We start from the raw sequence: 17,982 nt of genomic DNA, 5'->3' as shown, positions 1-17,982 counted from the left end.
GATCCCCCTAAATCCCCCTTAAGAAGGGGGACTTTGAGAAGACTTTTGTCCTTCTTCGCAAAGAGAGTTGCTAGTTGGAAAGATCCCTCAAAAAGGGAAGTAGGGGTTGACTTTGAGAAGACTCTTGTCCCCCCCTTCTTAAGGGGGGTTAGGGGGGATCTAGCCTTAAATCACCCAACAGAAGTCTCTGAGTACGTTTGATGTTAAGTTGACACCAATGGCCAGAAAGCCTGTTCCTAATCCAGCTACAAACTTTTACCTACTAGCGCGGGGAGAGAGTCTTTTTTGCGAAACTGCAAACTGTTATTTTTGCAGTCGATCGCAATTGTATCGCCCTCGACAAACGCATTTTCCAGAATCTTGTTAGCTAGCGGGTTTTCCAACTCCCGCTGGATGGCGCGTTTCAAGGGACGAGCGCCGTAAACTGGATCGTAACCGACATCTGTGATGTGGTTTTTCGCCGCATCTGAGAGTTCCAAAGTAATTTTTTGCTCCGCCAACAAACGCTCGATCCGCTTCACTTGGATGGTGACGATTTGCCGCAGTTCGATCTTGCTCAAAGTGTGGAACAAAATGATCTCGTCTACCCGATTGAGAAATTCGGGTCGGAAGTGCGATCGCAAAGCAGTCATCACCCGTTTTAACATTTGTTCGTACTCTTCGTCTGTCTCCCGTTCTTGAGTCAAGGATTTTTCATTGTCAGACTTGTTTTCAGACTTACTTTCAGACTTACTTCCCGTCTTAACTTCACTATCAATATCAACTCGCTGAGCTGACACCTCGACAGTACCATCATCATCAACTTTATAATCTGTCTTGGGAATTGATACCTCCTTCGTTTCCTGCTTGCGACTAGCAGGTTTTTTGGGAGTTTTTTCCTTCTTCGCAAACACCTCTAAAATGTGATCGCTACCGATATTGCTAGTCATCACAATTACGGTATTTCTAAAGTCAACCACTCGACCTTGAGAATCGGTAATTCTGCCATCATCCAACACTTGCAGCAAAATGTTAAATACATCCGGGTGCGCTTTTTCCACTTCGTCAAACAGCACTACCGAATAAGGATGTCTCCGCACAGCTTCGGAAAGTTGTCCGCCTTCGTCGTAACCGACATATCCGGGGGGTGCTCCTACTAATCGAGAAACGCTGTGCTTCTCCATGTATTCCGACATATCGATGCGGACGATCGCATCATCGCTGTCAAACAAAAACTCAGCCAACGCCCGCGCCAACTCAGTTTTTCCCACGCCTGTGGGGCCCATAAACAAGAAAGAGCCGATCGGTCTACCGGGATCTTTCATACCAGCCCGCGCCCGCCGGATCGCCGCAGCAACCGCCGTTACAGCCTCCTCTTGACCGATGACTTTTTTGTGTAAATGGCTTTCCAATTGCAGCAATTTTTGGCGTTCCGACTCTAACAATCGGTTGACCGGAATTCCCGTCCATTTCGCCACAATTTCGGCAATGTCACCCTCAGTAACTTTTTCCCGCAGCAGGGAAGAACCTTGAGCTTGCTGTTTCAAAAGTTCGGCTTCCTTGGCTTCGCGATCGCGCACCGCCGTCTCAAGTTTACCGTATTTCAACTGCGCGGCTTTATTCAAATCGTAAGCTCTTTCTGCTTGCTCAATTTGCACTCGCAATTGGTCTTCTTCTGCTTTCAATTTATTGATGCCATCCAATAACTGCTTTTCGCCCAGCCACTGAGAGGACAATTTTTCCTGCTTGACTTTTAAGATGTCAATCTCTGTTTTGATGCGTTCGATCCGGGGGCTGATGGTGGGGCTGGGAGAACCTTTTCCCTCGCCTTCAATCGACAATTTTTCCATTTCCAACTGCATCACCCGGCGGTCGATCCCTTCCAGTTCCACGGGTTTGGAGGTAATTTCCATTTTCAAATGGGCGGCCGCTTCGTCTACGAGGTCGATCGCCTTATCCGGCAAAAAGCGATCGGAAATATACCGAAAAGACAGAGTTGCAGCAGCAACCAGGGCCGAATCGGTAATTTTTACCCCGTGGTGGCGTTCGTAGCGGTCTTTCAATCCGCGCAAAATTGAAACAGTATCTTCCACAGTCGGTTCGCCGACAAATACTTGTTGAAAGCGGCGTTCCAGTGCCGGATCTTTTTCAATATTCTTGCGGAATTCATCGAGAGTTGTAGCGCCGATGCAGCGCAATTCGCCTCTGGCTAACATCGGTTTCAACAAATTTCCGGCATCCATTCCCGAACCGGAACTGCCGCCGCCGCCAGTCCCAACTACGGTGTGCAATTCGTCAATAAATAGGACAATTTGCCCGTCGGAATCGATAACTTCTCGCAGGACAGATCGCAATCGTTCTTCAAATTCACCTCGGAATTTTGCCCCAGCAATTAAACTGCCCATGTCGAGGCTAAATAGCTGGCGGTTTTTCAAAGATTCGGGCACGTCGCCGTTAACAATTCTCTGCGCTAAACCTTCGGCGATCGCAGTTTTTCCGACTCCGGGATCGCCAATTAATACTGGGTTGTTTTTTTGACGGCGCGAAAGAACTTGGACGACGCGGCGAATTTCTTCGTCGCGGCCGATTACTGGATCGAGTTTGCCTGCTTTGGCGGCTTCGGTCAAATCTCGGCCGTATTTGCTGAGGGCGTCGGAATTGGCTTCGCTATCTCCTTGGGGTTTAGGGTTGCGGAGGCCGGCTTTCGCGGTTTCGGAACTTTTTTCTGAGACTTTAGCGGTGGCGCGGACTGATTTGATTGCTTCTTCGAGTTTTGGTCGATCGATCGTCCCTGGGGCCGGTTTGCGATCGTAACCGGGGCGACCGGGGGGCCCATCGCCCCTAGTCAGCAATCGCCTACCAACTCGTTCATCTTCTACTAAGCCAATTAATAAATGTTCAATGGCGATAAAATTATCTTGCCCAGTCTGTCTGGCAGACTCAGCAGCATCTAACATCACGTCTAAGCCGCGACCGAGGTATAGTTGGTCAGCGTTGGTAACTTTGGGCTGTCGTTTGGCAAAAGCTTCTAACTGTTGCGCTAAGCGGGTTACATCTACTCCAGCCAAGCTGAGAATCGTGTTTGCTGTCGCGAGCTGTTCGAGAATGGCGATCGCTAAATGTTCAACCTCTAGCTGCTGATTGGCAAAGCGGCGGGCTACATCCTGGGATTTGACAATCGCTTCCCAGGCTTCATCGGTAAATTTGCTAGGGTCTGTTGGCTGCACGTTGCTTCCTCGCAATCAAGGGGATTCCTGTGGTTATCCGTTAATATATCGTCTCACAACTATCATAATCTTTAAACACGATTGTGAATCTATGAGTGCGGTTAATTCTGCTGAAGTTGCAACATAATTGAGCTTTTGCAAAAGCTTGCAGCCCGCAATCTAGGGAAATTTTTTGGACTCTGCGACCTCCGCGCGCGATCGAACTTATCAAAATACAGTAGTTCCCCATTCTCTCAACTACTCCAGAGAATCGCCATTCCCCTAAGTTCGTAGTGAGGACTTTAGTCCGCATTCATGAAGGACTAAAGTCCTCACTGCGAACCTTTTCATTGGTGTATTTAACATTTATAGATTGCCCTAACCTTGTTTGACATTCTAAAATTTATGCTATTTCCAACTTACCAATTTCTAGTATTTTTTCTAATTATTTTTAGCATAATTATATCCTTGAAGTCCCAAGTCGGTTTATATAAAATCGTCTTGCTAATTTCCAGTTTATTATTTTATTCATTTTGGAGTTTAGACTTTCTATTACTCCTAGTTTTAGGTACTGCCTACAATTATATCATTCTCCGAGCCACCTGCCACGGCAGATATAAAAAACTTGCCTTAATTTCTGGCATAATTTTCAACATTGCCAACCTCGGCATCTTTAAATATTGCAACTTCTTTGTAACATCCTTGTTTGAGGTACTCAACCAACTACAAATTCCCGCCAGCATTCAAATGTTGCAAATAATCGCCCCAGTCGGCGTATCCTTCTACACATTTAGAATGATTTCCCATTTAATCGACTGCTACCAAAAGAAAATCCCCTGTCCGAAATTTGTAGACTACGCCACATACATTACCTACTTTCCCCAAATTGCCTCTGGGCCCATATCGCGGCCTCGCGAATTTTACAGCCAGCTAAATTCATCCAAAAAATACGACTATCAAATCGAAGAAGTCATAGTTTTAATTTTGTCTGGACTCTTCAAAAAATATACTTTATCGAGCTTTTTGTTTAACTTCACCAAACTCCCATTCACAGTTCCCCAGCAATACAGCAGCATCGATTTAATCCTCGCGGCAATTTCCTATTCATGTTTAATTTACGTAGATTTTAGCGGCTACTCGGATTTAGCTAACGGCATCTCTTGTTTGCTGGGTTTCAAACCCATTGCCAACTTTAATATGCCATATCGATCGCTCAGCTTGCAAGAATTTTGGAAAAGATGGCACATCAGTCTTTCCGAATGGCTGAGAGATTACGTTTACTTCCCCTTGGGCGGCAATAAATACGGTAAATTAAGGAAGTACGTAAATTTACTGATGACAATGGCGATCGGCGGATTTTGGCACGGCGCAGGTTTAAACTTTATTGTCTGGGGAACAATTCACGGTTTAGGATTGATTGTCAACCATTTATGCAAAGATATTCCCCAAGCTATCCACCTAAAATTAAACTATTCCTTTCCCCGACTTGCTAAATTTTGCAGTTGGCTGCTAACATTTAGCTTTGTGACTTGTAGCTGGGTATTTTTCGGCACGCCCAACTGGGAAACTGCAATGAATTTTTTTCAGGGAATTCTGAATTTTTCCGCTGCAACTTTTCAATTTAACTTTTGGCAATTGTATTTAGTAATTGCCATCATTGGCGCGATCAACATTTGGGGCGAGAGAATTTCCCAACTCTTGCAAAGAGTATTTTCCTTAAAAAATATTTTCTTGAGAGTTGTCTTAGTTTCGCTGTTCGTGTATGCTATTTTGATGTTGGGGCCGAGCACCGTCCCACCTTTTATTTACTTTAATTTCTAAAAAAGCAAATAAATCCACCTAATTAAACGTAAAATAGGGATAGCTAAAAAGATTCCTGTATATGTCTTCTTCCCTTCTTCCTTCTTCCTGATGACGTTGGAGGGAAAGCTCGGCGGGGACAGCACTAATGACTAATGACTAATAACTAACAACTAACAACTAAGAGGGCGGGCCCGCACCATCCACCGCCCCTAACAACCAATAACCAATAACCAATGACTAATGACTAATGACTTCTTCCCTCTTCCCTCTTCCTTCCTATGAAAGATCGAGAAATTTTACTGATAGTTATTTCTGTAATTCTCACCTTAATATTTTCCAACTTATCCTTATTTCTCAAAAACTTTGCTTCAACTCCTTTCGCAACTCCCGGAATTAAACAAGCCGCGCGGCAGATAGAAATAGACAGTTTCAGGAAATCAGAACAAGATTTTTGGAGCAAAATCAAAGATATCAATTTCGATAGCATCCCCAAAAAAGCCGAAACTTCTCCAGTCCAAACCGCCACAAAATCCGCACCTCCTCCCCCAAAACCTGCAAAAAAATCAACTCCAGCCAAACCCAAACTAACCGTACCTTATCGCAAATTTTTATTTATTGGAGATTCCGTAATGTTCGATTTAGGAATTCAACTCCAGAACACTCTTAAGAACAAATACAACATCGCTGATACAAAACTTGACTACAAAGTATCCAGCGGATTAAATCGGATAGATTATTATGACTGGTATGCCAGAACCAGCAAAATCATCCAGGATTACCGCCCAGATGTAGTGATCATTTTGTTTGGAGGAAACGACCCTCAAGATATCATTGATTCTCAAGGAAAATATCGGGCAATTCTGACCCCAGAATGGCAAAAAGCTTATCAAGAAAGAGTAGACAAATATGCCAAGTTACTTGGCTCGTCCTCCGTGAGAAAAGTGTATTGGATCGGTCAATCTAACTCTAATAAATCGCCGTATATCAAAGCTTTTCCTGTCATGAACAATATTTATAAAAATGCTAAAAAAGCTTCTCCCAAAATTGAATTTATTTCTACTTGGGAAACCTTTGCAGAATCGGGAAAATTTGTGCCGGTAGTTGCTGACAAATCGGGGAAGCGAGGCTATGTAAAAATTAGTGACGGCGTGCATTTTACCTCCCACGGATCTAAGATTATCAGCGACGTAATCGTTGACAAAATGGTCGCCGACACAATATTAAAATCTCCCCAACCTCCCAAATCTCCCAAAAAGAAACCCTAAACTTCAGTTTGCTAACAGTGCAGGATTGTCGCATTGTTAATACCAAATCCGGGTTTTGGATACCCTCGATCAACCAGTCGGCGCAGGCCGACTTTGTTTGTGTAGACGCGGTTTCAACCGCCGAGCGAGTAAAGGAGGTATATTACCCGGATTTGCTATCACTAGGGTGCGCCAGAAGTAGAGTTAGAAACTAACTCCAAAAGTTGGTTTCCGGGCACCCTAAAAAGAGACTTTCTAGGATGCGTTTGTTGCAGCTATTTTATGACTGCTGCTGCTTTGATTTTTTAGTTGAATTAATTCAACTTTATATCCATCTGGATCTTCTACAAAAGCAATAACAGTTGAGCCGTGTTTCATCGGCCCGGGTTCGCGGCTGACTTTACCGCCGCGGGCTTTAATTTCTTCGCAAGTACCGTAAATGTCGTCAACGCCGATCGCAATATGACCGTAAGCATCTCCTAAATTGTACTCTGTTACGCCCCAATTGTAGGTTAATTCCAAAACCGTAGTGTCTGATTCGTCGCCGTAGCCCACAAAAGCCAGGGTAAATTTCCCATCTGGATAATCTTTTTGCCGCAGCAGTTTCATTCCCAACACTTCCGTGTAGAATTTGAGAGATTCTTCCAGGTTGCAGACTCGGAGCATCGTGTGTAGTAATTGCATTTAGCTCACTCCAAATTTTTTAAGCTTTCATCTATTTTAGCGATTTCTTGCCGAAAAAACTCGCGCCTCAACCGTCGCAGTTGCAGCAGGTTGACAACTGTCTATTTGATTTACTTTTGTACTTCCACCACACCCCGAAACATATTCATGCCGCAAGTAAATAGGTATCGTCCGGGTTTTTCAGGAGTGAATTCAATAGCTGTCACCTGATTTAAAGGTAATTCTCGCACAATGTGAAAATCTGGTAACAACACTTTTTCAAGACAACTATTCGGGTCACGCCTCAAGAAATTTAGCCGGACTAATTGACCGGATTTCACAACTACACTAGCAGGCTCGTAACCCCCGTCTACAGTAATCGTCAACTCTTGTATTCCCTGAATAGATTCAGCTTGCTGACCTTTTGCTTTACTGAACAAAAACCACCACAACTCCAAACCAATTAATGTCAAACCACCGAGGGTGACACCAACTTTTAAACCTAGCGGCTGTTCGATGCTGCGAAATGGAGTGGTTGAATTAGAAGCAGCGACGGGTTCGGCAGCTTGAACTCCCGATGCTATTCCGATCGCAATTCCTAAACTCGCGAGAGTTCCCCACATTTGACGATGGTGCAACATTTGTCTAATTACTCCTAATTTAGGCCAGAGACTTTGGTTTAAAATTACGCAAGCGCAAAGCATTAGTAAGTACGGAAACTGAACTAAAAGCCATTGCTGCACCGGCGAGAATTGGACTTAGCAGCCAGCCAAAAATTGGGTACAAAACGCCAGCGGCGATCGGGATTCCAGCGATGTTGTAAATAAAGGCAAAAAACAGATTTTCGCGGATGTTCCGCATGGTGGCGCGCGAAAGTTGAATTGCTGTAATTATGCCTTGTAAGTCTCCAGAAATTAGGGTAATATCGCTAGCTGCGATCGCAATATCTGTGCCGGTGCCGATCGCAATTCCCACATCTGAAGCGGCCAAAGCCGGTGCATCGTTGATCCCGTCTCCCACCATCGCGACAATTTTTCCTTCCCCTTGCAGGGCTTGGATTTTAGCTGCTTTTTGGTCTGGTCTAACTTCCGCAAAAACGCGAGTAATACCAACGGATCGGGCGATCGACTCCGCAGTCGCGCGGTTGTCCCCAGTCAGCATCGCCACCTCCAAACCGAGTTTTTGCAGTGCTTTCACCGCCTGCGCTGACGACGGTTTGAGAGCATCAGCAATGCCCAGAATTGCCTCTATTTTGCCCTCAGATGCCATCCAAACCACCGTTTTGCTATCACCTTCCAAAGCTTTCGCGCGCAGTTCCAGATATTCAGTATCGCAACCTAGTTCCTGCATCCACCTCAGCGTTCCCAGGGCGATCGGCTTTCCGCCGACAACCCCTCGCACACCACTCCCGGCGATCGCCTCAAAATCCTTAACATCCGTCAAATCAACCTCTTGAGATTGAGCGTATCTAACAACAGCTTCCCCCACAGGATGCTCGGAATTTCGCTCGACAGATGCCGCCAATTGCAGCAATTTTAACTCATTGCTATTTTCCGTTCCTTTAATTGTGACAAAATCAGTAACAGTCGGCTTACCCTCAGTAAGAGTTCCAGTTTTATCTAACACAATGACTTGAATTTTATGAGCCAACTCTAAACTTTCGGCTCCTTTAATTAAGATCCCATTTTTTGCACCTTTTCCAGTGCCGACCATCACAGCAGTCGGAGTCGCCAAACCCAAAGCACAAGGACAAGCAATAATCAGCACCTCCACCATTGTAATTGTTGCTAAAGTAAAGTTTCCCGTCGCATTAAACCAGACTACAAAAGTAGCTAAAGCGACGGCAATTACTGCCGGAACAAACCAACCAGTCACCTCGTCTGCCAACTTTTGAATTGGTGCTTTTGACCCTTGGGCATCCTGCACCATCTTGACAATTTGAGCTAAAAAGGTATCCTTGCCAATCTTAGTAGTGCGAAACTTAAAGCTGCCCGTTTTGTTAATTGTCGAGCCGATAACTTCGTCACCAACCTGCTTTTTGACAGCCAAACTTTCTCCCGTAACCATTGCTTCGTCTACGGTTGAAGCACCTTCAATCACCTCTCCATCTACGGGAATTTGTTCGCCGGGCCGCACCTGCACGATGTCGCCAATTTCCACTTGGGCGATCGACACTTCCAACTCTTCCCCGTTGCGAACAATCCGAGCCGTTTTCGCTTGCAAACCCATAAGTTTCCGAATAGCCTCAGAAGTCTCCCCCTTCGCCCGATTTTCTAGAGTTTTACCCAACAAAATTAGAGCAACAACACTCGATGACACTTCATAATAAACGCTCGGTATCAAACCCTTAGCTATGAAAAAACCCGGAAAAAATGTTACAAATACAGAATAAAAGTAAGCCGAGCTTGTACCTAAAGCAATCAAAGTATCCATAGTCGCAAGTCGGCGTTTTAAGGCTTTCCAAGCTCCCGTATAAAATGAGTTAGCGCACCAAAATTGTACTGGTGCTGTCAGCACTAATTGCAGCCAAAAATTGTGCAGCCAGCTAGGAATAAATGGCAAATGCAAGCCAGTCATAGCGGGAATCGAACCCACAAATAATATGAGGCTAATAGTTCCTGCTACGTAGAGTTTGCGCTGCAACAATTGAGATTCAGCTTGACGATCTTTTCGCTGGCTGTCATCCTCTTCCGCCGCTATTTCTGGAAGTGGCAAAGCTTCATATCCCGCTGCATCAACAGCTTCTTGAATTGTGGCTACACTGGTTTTTTGAGAGTCGTATTGAATGCTTGCTTGTTCCATGCCAAAATTGACATGACACTCAATTACGCCGGGAACAGACTGAATTGCTTGTTCGATAGAAGAAGCACAAGAAGCACAACTCATGCCCCGCAATTTAAGTGTGAGATTGTCCATAGGGGTTACTCCTAAACTGAATAAGAGCGCAGGTTGTCAAGGTATTTAGTAATTAGCCTAACCGAATTGACCAATTACATAGGAGAATTGCGATCAAAATGAGTGGTGCGGTGGCTGGACGCTACATTTGTAATATTCAGCATTTCACCCTAATATGAAATTACAATGAAATTGCTGTATTCCTAAAGTTAGAACTCGCTGGCGTTAGCCTTAATATTAATCCACAGGATAGCCAGCAGATGCGATCGCTTTTCTAACCTCACTTTCCGATTTAGCGGTTTGAACCGTGACAGCTTTTGTCTTGAGATCCACCTCAACAGTGGCATCTGAATCCACTGTTTGGACTGCTTTTGTGATTGTAGTCGCACAAGCAGAACAAGCCATCTTGGGAACTTTTAATTGTAGAGTCATAATTTGAACCTCAGCAGAAACTACTCTGCTCAATAAATGAATTAACTTCATTGTAAACTCTCCTGTAAGGAGGAGAGTCAAGTCAATTTGAGATTTAAGATTTGAGATTTATACCGATTCTACTTGTAGGGTAATCATTGCACGCCTTACATATTTATTTAAATGATGGCAACATAATAATTATTTACCAATCTGAATCAAAATTTCATCCTAATTTCATTTATCTGTGAAAACATCAATATAAATGGCATTTTTAAGGATTTAACTAAAGTCTATGAAATCAATCTCATTAAAAACAGGCTTTGCAGCGCTGACATTAACCGCCCTCACCAGCGGCGTGCTAGTAGCTTGTTCAAAAGCTCCTTCCAGCGAAACCCAAGCCCCAAATATTACGGCAGCAACCCCTGCTAGCAGCCAGCAAAACGTGGCACAAAACCACAACATGAGTGGCATGAATCACAATATGTCAATGGATTTAGGCCCGGCTGATGCCGACTATGATTTGCGATTTATTGATGGCATGACAGTACACCATCAAGGTGCTGTAAACATGGCTAAAGAGGTGCTTAACAAATCCAAACGCCCTGAAATGAAAAAACTAGCAAATAACATTATTGCTGCTCAGAACCGCGAAATCAATCAAATGAAAGAGTGGCGAACAAATTGGTATCCCAAAGCCAGCAGTACGCCAATGGCTTATCAAGCTCAAATGGGTAACATGATGGCAATGACTCCCGAACAGATGCAAAGTATGATGATGAGCATGGATTTAGGTGCTGCTGACGACCAATTTTATTTGCGGTTTCTGAATGCTATGATTCCCCACCACGAAAGAGCTTTGGTGATGGCTGAAGATGCCTTGAAGAAGTCAAAACGCCCGGAAATTAAAAAATTATCTCAAGAGATTGTGACTTCGCAAAAGCAAGAAATTCAGCAAATGAAAGAGTGGCGTCTAGCTTGGTACAAACAGTAATTTAGCTGGCTCAACCAAATGTGACACAAAGCCAGAAAATGAGTGAAACGAATCACATTCTGTTAATTGTTCAGGAAACACTTGCATCACAACAGCCAGAAATTAAGCTAAGGAAATAGTAGCCAAAGCGTTAGGGATCAACCATAATATCGCTTCTTTAAGACTATCAGCAGTTTTACTACTTCCTTTTATTACATTTTTTACGTAAAATTACTGTAGACAATTTAACAGGAGTTGTTATAAAGTATAACAGTCACTCAAAAAAATAAAGCGGTATTCCATGATATTGCAGAGCTTGGAACTAAACACAACATCTGAATCAAATGCAGCAGTACAGGAGCTAGTGAACGGATGGACAAAAGAAATTAAATCGCAAGAATATCTCGCAACAGTGAAAGAAACTAAAAAGCACAATCCCTTGGCATTAGGCAAAATTTATATTCGTATTTTAGAATCTGGAGGGCATCTGGGCTGCTGAGGCTAAATTTCATCCTAATTTCATTTGGCAGTGAAAGACTAGGTTGAGGAGAGAAAATTTAGCTCTTAGTCATTGCTTAGCCGTCGTTTATTGAAAAAGGCTGATAAGTAGCTCCCGTTAATTCGGTTAACTTACTTTGGCAAAATACCAACCGCTAAGCCTTGGGTACTCAACCTGATTTCTAGGAAAATGCCAACAATGATATTGCACAAATATTCTGAGTCCCAGGCAATTATTAGTACCTTTTCGGGAACTTTTTTCAGCCTAATGGTGCTAACTTCTCCCGCGGCTGTTTTCGCCCACGCGGGACACGGAAATGAATTTAACCAAAGCGGCGAAACCTCTCAAGCTCCTGCTGCTATTTCTGTCGATGCCGTCACCGCAAAACGGTTAGGAATTAAAGTCTCCCCAGCGGTTCGCCAGCGACTAGATATAAGCATCAAAACCACGGGACAAATTGAAACTTTGCCCAACCAAAAGGTAGAAGTGACGGCTTCGGTTGCTGGCAAAGTGGTAGAGTTGCTAGTTAAGCCTGGGGACAAAGTATCAAAAGATCAATCGGTTGCTGTTTTGTCGAGTTCAGAATTAGGACAGTTGCGGGTTGAATCTCTCTCAAAACGTGCCGAAGCTGAGGCGGATTTGCAGCAAGCGCAAGGCGATTTGAAACTAACTACAGAAAATTACGATCGCCAAATTCAAATATCTGCAGCGGAAATCGCCCAAGCCAAAACTCAACTAACAGCAGCAACTCAGCAGTACCAGCGAGAGCAAGAATTAGTAAACAATCGTTCGGTTGTGAAAGTTGCTCAAGAAAACTATCAGCGTCAAGTTGAAATAGCGCAAGCTGAAATAGCGCAAGCTGAAATAGAATTAACTGTGGCTAAAGAACAGTTCGATCGCGATAAAGAATTAGTAGCCGCAGGGGCGATCGCGCGGCGGACAATGCTGGAATCGCAAGCCCACTTCGCCCAAGCCAAAGCGGCTGTTGCTAAGGCAAAAAGCCGTCCCGAAGTTATCAAAGCGGAAACCGAAATTAAACAAGCGGAAGTAGACCTGCCAATGCGGGAATTGCGCGATTCTCAAGGCAGAGTAGCAGAAGCAAAAGCTCAACTCACCAAGGCTCTGAGCCGCCGGGAAGTGTTGGAAGCCGAGAACCAAGTCAAACGCGCCAAAACTGCGGTCGAAGTCGCTCAGTCGCGGATTCGCTTGGCCGATGCAGCCTATCAAGCGCGGCTCCAACAATTAGGAACTATTGCCAATGACAAAGGATTTGTTACTATTATCGCTCCGATTTCTGGCACGGTAGCCGATCGCGAAATCACCCCAGGAGAGTCCGTAAGCGCTGAAAAACCGTTGATGACTCTCTTAAATGACAGCCGCGTTTTTGCCACAGCCAATATTTACGAAAAAGACCTGAATCAGGTAAAACAGGGCCAGGAAGTCAGCGTGAAAGTTGCTAATTTGGGCGATCGCACTTTCAAGGGAAAAATCACCTTAATTGGCTCATCCGTGCAAGGAGAAACGCGGGTAGTGCCCGTGAAAGCAGAACTAGATAATAGTCAGGGCGAATTAAAGCCGGGACAGTTTGCAGAATTGGAGATTTTAACCGACAAAACCGCCACAAATATTTTAGCAATTCCGATCGCAGCGGTAGTAGATGTTAACGGTAAAACAACAGTTTACGTTAAAAATGGCGATGCTTATCAAGCGGTTGACATTGAACTCGGTCAAACAGCCGGAGATTTAGTTGAAATTAAGAGTGGTTTATTCGAGGGAGATTTGATAGTAACGCAGCGCGCGCCTCAACTTTACGCACAATCTTTGCGGGGCGGCAGCCAACCCTCAAAAACCGGGGAAAAGCAAGAGGCAACTCCGAAAGTAACAGCAGCTAATTTGAATAATTTACCCGTGCCGTTGTGGGCGGGAGTTGGGGGAGGAATTGCGATCGCATCCCTAACTTTTGCCGCCGGAGTATTTTGGGAAAATCGGCGCAAATTCCCAGTAATAGCAGATGCTGCAAATAATAGTTTTTCCATCTCTCAACCAGCCATTGACGATGAATTGCTACACAATCACAACCATCACGTTAAAACTGAAGAGTCAGAAATTAAGATTTTGAAATAAATAATTGCTTCTTTATTTAACTGAGGCAAAATTTTAAGAATTATAAATGAATTGTCTAAAAAATGCTTAATTCAATCCTCAGATGGTCGATCGCTCAACGTTGGCTAGTTGTAATCGGTGCAATTCTAGTCACTTTTTTGGGTAGTTATAATTTAACTAAAATGCCCCTTGATGTTTTTCCTAATTTTGCCCCGCCTCAAGTAGAAATTCAAACCGAAGCCCCTGGATTAGCCCCTGAAGAGGTAGAGTCTTTAATTACTTTACCAATTGAGAGCGCAGTCAATGGAACTCCGGGGGTAGAAACTGTGCGCTCCTCTTCGGCGGTAGGTATTTCAGTTGTCAAAGTAATTTTCAAAGCCAATACAAATATTTATCAAGCGAGACAATTCGTTGCTGAACGTTTACAGCAAACGCGATCGAAGTTGCCTCAAGGTATTGAAGAACCACAAATATCTCCTATTTCTTCTCCGATAGGCACAATTTTAATGTATGCCTTTACCATAAAAGCCGAAGAAAATCAGCCAAAAACTGATTTAATGGAAGTGCGAAGATTAGTCGATCGAAATGTTACCAACCGATTACTAGCTGTACAGGGAATATCACAGGTGATTGCCTATGGAGGCGATGTCAGAGAGTATCAAGTTTTAGTAGATCCAGTCAAATTAACTGCATTGAATATCTCTTTAGAAGAGGTGACAAAAGCAGCAGAACAATCAAATACCAATGCCTCTGGGGGATTTTTGATTACACCCGATCGCGAAGAAATAATTCGGGGCGTAGGTCGGATTGAAACCATTCAAGAATTGGCCGAATCAGTAGTAATATCTAGAAATGGAAAACCCATCAAACTGCGCGATGTGGCAGAGGTAAAATTAGGAGCAGCACTAGCTAGAGGAGATGGTAGTATCAACGGTCAAAGGGGAGTTATTTTACTGGTAAACAAGCAGCCTCAAATCGATACTCCAACTGTAACCAGAGCCGTTGAAAAAGCAATGGAGGAAGTGCAGGCAGGATTACCGAAGGATGTGAAAGTAGAAGTGACTTTTCGCCAAGAAAGTTTTATTGATTCTGCTATTGAAAATGTGCTAAATTCCCTGCGAGATGGCATCATAATTGTTTCAATAATCATGCTGATGTTTTTGATGAATTGGCGCACAACTGTCATCACTCTCAGCGCAATCCCCTTGTCCGTTTTGATCGGAATGTTAATTTTATCATGGTTTGGAGAAGGCATAAATACTATGACTTTGGGCGGATTGGCAGTAGCAATTGGTTCAGTTGTGGATGACTCCATTGTGGATATGGAAAACTGCTATCGGGGATTGCGAAAAAATCAAATAGATGGTAAGCCTAAAGAAGATTTTGAAATAGTTTACAGCACTTCGGTAGAGGTTCGCATCAGTGTAATTTTCTCTACAGTAATTATTGTGATTGTATTTGCTCCAATTTTCTCTTTGACCGGAGTAGAAGGGCGAATCTTTACCCCAATGGGAGTAGCTTACTTAGTTTCTATTGTGGCCTCTACTTTTGTCGCCATGACTCTTTCCCCTGCTCTTTGCGCTATCTTATTAGCAAATCGTCAATTGCCATCGGATGATACTTGGGTGTCAGCATTTAGCCAACGGCTTTATCGTCCTGCTTTGAATATGGCAATTAATCGTCCGAAATTCATCTTATTGCCAGCCATCGCTGCTTTTATTGCTTCCTTAATTGTGCTTCCCTCACTAGGAAGAGTATTTTTACCCGAATTTCAAGAGCGATCTTTAGTTAATACAATGTTACTTTATCCTGGGAGTTCCCTGTCTGCTACTAATGATATGGGACTTTCAATGCAGAATGCTCTCAAAGATGACCCTCGATTTACTGCTGTACAATTGCGATCGGGACGTGCGCCCGGTGATGCTGATGCCGCTGGGGTAAATCTAGGACATTTGGATGTAGAACTAAGCGATATTGGTATTAATAATCGAGAAGAAAGTATTGCTAAAATTAGAGAGGAATTTAATAAATTACCCGGTGTGGCTACTAGCGTGGGAGGCTTTATTTCCCATCGCATGGATGAAGTGCTTTCAGGAGTCAGAAGTGCGATCGCGGTGAAAGTTTTTGGTCCTGATTTGACAGAATTAAGAGCGATTGGGAAGGAAGTAGAAACAGCTATGAGTCAGGTGAAAGGTATTGTTGATTTGCAGTTAGAACAACAAATTCCTATTCGTCAGTTACAGATTAAATTCGATCGCGCTTTGGCTGCACGTTACGGACTTACCATTGGGAGTCTTACAGAAACTATAGAAACTGCCTTGAATGGAAAAGTTGTATCTCAAGTCCTTAAAGAACAGCAGTTATTCGATTTGTTGGTGTGGTTGAAACCGGAAAATCGCAGTAATATTGATACTATCCGCAACTTATTAGTTGATACTCCTTCGGGACAGAAGATCCCACTAGCACAAGTCGCAAAAATTGAATACAGCACTGGCCCTAATACCATCAACCGCGAAAATGTTTCTCGTTTCTTGGTTGTGGCTGCGAATGTGTCAGGACGAGATTTACGCTCAGTTGTTAATGAAATTAAGACGAAAGTACAACAGCAGGCCATCTTGCCTTCAGGTTATTTTATTCAATATGGCGGACAATTTGAATCGGAAGAACGGGCGACTCAAAACCTACTAATATTTGGTAGTTTAGGAATAGTAATTATTGCGGTGCTGATGTATTTTGCCGTTAAATCTTTTGCGAGTGCGATTATGATTATGATTAACTTACCCCTGGCATTAGTAGGAGGAATTTTCTCGATTGCGATCGGTGGTGGCATCATTTCTGTAGCTTCACTTGTGGGTTTTATCACTTTATTTGGAGTCGCGGTTCGTAACGGTTTGCTTTTGGTGGATAATTTCAATCAAAAACTAAGCAAGGGAATGCCTTTCAAGGAAGTAATTAAGGAAGGTGCGATGGAAAGATTGGTGGCGATTTTGATGACAGCTTTTACCTCTGCTTTAGGCATGGTTCCCCTGGTAGTTGGTACAGGCGCAGGCAAAGAAATTTTGCAACCTCTGGCGGTTGTGGTGTTGGGTGGATTGTTTACTTCTACTGCCTTAACTCTGTTAGTTTTGCCAGCTTTGTACGCTCAATTTAGAAAATTTTTAGCACCTAAAACAACTCATCTCATGTCCGATAAATAGACAATCATCAAAAACATTTAGTAGTGCCACCTTGCATCCACAGCAGCATCGGACTTAAGTCCTATGCTGCGAAATAATCTTATTGCGATCGATCGACCGGGCACGATATCATACTGTTGAGAAAGATATCTCGATATAAAAAAATGAGAATTTTGTTAGTTGAAGACGATCTTCGCATTGTCAAACCCCTTGCAGAAGACTTAAGGCATCAAAACCACGTTGTAGATATAGCGACTGACGGGCTAGAGGGTTGGGAATATGCGCGATCGGTCAATTACGACCTAATTTTGTTAGATTTAATGCTGCCCAAATTAGATGGTATATCACTGTGCAAGCGTCTGCGTGCCGATCGCTCTCACGTTCTCATCTTGATGCTGACAGCACGCGATACCACCTTAGATAGAGTCATTGGACTCGATGCAGGAGCTGACGATTACTTAGTTAAGCCCTTTGAATTAGAAGAATTAGCCGCCAGAATTAGAGCTTTATCTCGGAGAATTCCAGAAACCAAACCCCTCATTCTAACCCACGGTAATTTACAACTCAATCCCACTAGCTGCACCGTTACTTATGCAGGAAACGCCTTATCTTTAACTCCCAAAGAGTATATGATATTAGAATGTTTCTTAAAAAGTCCCACTCAAGTTTTAACACGCTCTGCAATTTTAGATAAACTGTGGAATTTTGATAAAGCTTCAGGAGAAGGAACAGTCAAAACTCACATCACAAATTTGCGTAGCAAGCTCAAAGCAGCCGGAAGTTCCGAAAATTTTATCGAAACAGTTTACGGCATTGGTTATCGACTCAGCAGCCATCACTAATAACTCAATACGGTTCATATAAAGCCGATACCTCTCTAGCTTGCCCCTACTCCCCCTTAAAAAAAGGGAGGGACAAAAAGTTACTCAAAGTCCCCCTTATTAAGGGGGAGTCAGGGTGGATTAATTGTCGAGAGGCCTTCATCAAGGCTATGAAGGCTATTGACCAACTTTATGCGAGGCATTTAACA

At 43.6% G+C, this 17,982-nt stretch carries 11 protein-coding genes; 6 read left to right on the top strand and 5 right to left on the bottom strand.

Annotated elements, in window-relative coordinates; translation table 11 throughout:
- Nucleotides 1–245: 245 nt before the first annotated feature.
- Entirely contained in the window at nucleotides 246–3,206 is a 2,961-nt protein-coding gene (locus QUA01_RS15530; RefSeq protein ID WP_333090548.1) for an ATP-dependent Clp protease ATP-binding subunit, read from the bottom strand.
- 384 nt (nucleotides 3,207–3,590) lie between these two features.
- On the opposite strand from QUA01_RS15530, the gene QUA01_RS15525 reads away from it, so the two are divergent.
- Together QUA01_RS15525 and QUA01_RS15520 are read left to right on the top strand one after the other, a co-directional pair.
- The gene (locus tag QUA01_RS15525; protein ID WP_333090546.1) at nucleotides 3,591–5,006 is read left to right on the top strand and encodes an MBOAT family O-acyltransferase; all 1,416 of its coding nucleotides are present in this window, start codon (nucleotides 3,591–3,593) and stop codon (nucleotides 5,004–5,006) included.
- A gap of 260 nt (nucleotides 5,007–5,266) precedes the next feature.
- Complete coding sequence (locus QUA01_RS15520; protein WP_333090544.1) at nucleotides 5,267–6,253, top strand: SGNH/GDSL hydrolase family protein; 987 nt, start codon at nucleotides 5,267–5,269, stop codon at nucleotides 6,251–6,253.
- Between the two features lie 234 nt (nucleotides 6,254–6,487).
- Here QUA01_RS15520 and gloA read toward each other — a convergent pair whose 3' ends face one another.
- From gloA to QUA01_RS15500, 4 genes are all read right to left on the bottom strand, one after another.
- Nucleotides 6,488–6,916 carry a lactoylglutathione lyase gene (gene gloA, locus QUA01_RS15515; protein WP_333090542.1) on the bottom strand — a complete coding sequence of 143 codons (429 nt, stop codon included), beginning with the start codon at nucleotides 6,914–6,916 and terminating at the stop codon, nucleotides 6,488–6,490.
- A 110-nt stretch (nucleotides 6,917–7,026) separates the two neighbouring features.
- Complete coding sequence (locus tag QUA01_RS15510; RefSeq protein ID WP_333090541.1) at nucleotides 7,027–7,536, bottom strand: cupredoxin domain-containing protein; 510 nt, start codon at nucleotides 7,534–7,536, stop codon at nucleotides 7,027–7,029.
- A 19-nt stretch (nucleotides 7,537–7,555) separates the two neighbouring features.
- The gene (locus QUA01_RS15505; protein WP_333090540.1) at nucleotides 7,556–9,811 is read right to left on the bottom strand and encodes a heavy metal translocating P-type ATPase; all 2,256 of its coding nucleotides are present in this window, start codon (nucleotides 9,809–9,811) and stop codon (nucleotides 7,556–7,558) included.
- A gap of 216 nt (nucleotides 9,812–10,027) precedes the next feature.
- Nucleotides 10,028–10,222, bottom strand: coding sequence for a heavy-metal-associated domain-containing protein (locus QUA01_RS15500; RefSeq protein ID WP_193972516.1), 195 nt, complete (start codon nucleotides 10,220–10,222; stop codon nucleotides 10,028–10,030).
- A gap of 274 nt (nucleotides 10,223–10,496) precedes the next feature.
- On the opposite strand from QUA01_RS15500, the gene QUA01_RS15495 reads away from it, so the two are divergent.
- From QUA01_RS15495 to QUA01_RS15480, 4 genes are all read left to right on the top strand, one after another.
- Nucleotides 10,497–11,195 (top strand): DUF305 domain-containing protein, encoded by a 699-nt coding sequence (locus tag QUA01_RS15495; protein WP_333090539.1) that lies wholly within the window; start codon nucleotides 10,497–10,499, stop codon nucleotides 11,193–11,195.
- Nucleotides 11,196–11,871: 676 nt separating this feature from the next.
- Nucleotides 11,872–13,797, top strand: a complete 1,926-nt coding sequence (locus tag QUA01_RS15490) for an efflux RND transporter periplasmic adaptor subunit (protein ID WP_333090538.1) — start codon at nucleotides 11,872–11,874, stop codon at nucleotides 13,795–13,797.
- A gap of 62 nt (nucleotides 13,798–13,859) precedes the next feature.
- On the top strand, nucleotides 13,860–16,973 hold the full coding sequence (locus QUA01_RS15485; protein WP_333090537.1) for an efflux RND transporter permease subunit: 3,114 nt from the start codon (nucleotides 13,860–13,862) through the stop codon (nucleotides 16,971–16,973).
- 143 nt (nucleotides 16,974–17,116) lie between these two features.
- Entirely contained in the window at nucleotides 17,117–17,794 is a 678-nt protein-coding gene (locus tag QUA01_RS15480) for a response regulator transcription factor (RefSeq protein WP_333090536.1), read from the top strand.
- Nucleotides 17,795–17,982 lie beyond the last annotated feature (188 nt).

This window comes from Microcoleus sp. S36a_B3, assembly GCF_036700745.1.
Lineage (GTDB): Bacteria > Cyanobacteriota > Cyanobacteriia > Cyanobacteriales > Microcoleaceae > Microcoleus.
The sequence above is the reverse complement of the archived record's forward strand: the minus strand, read 5'-3'. Positions and strand labels throughout refer to the sequence as shown.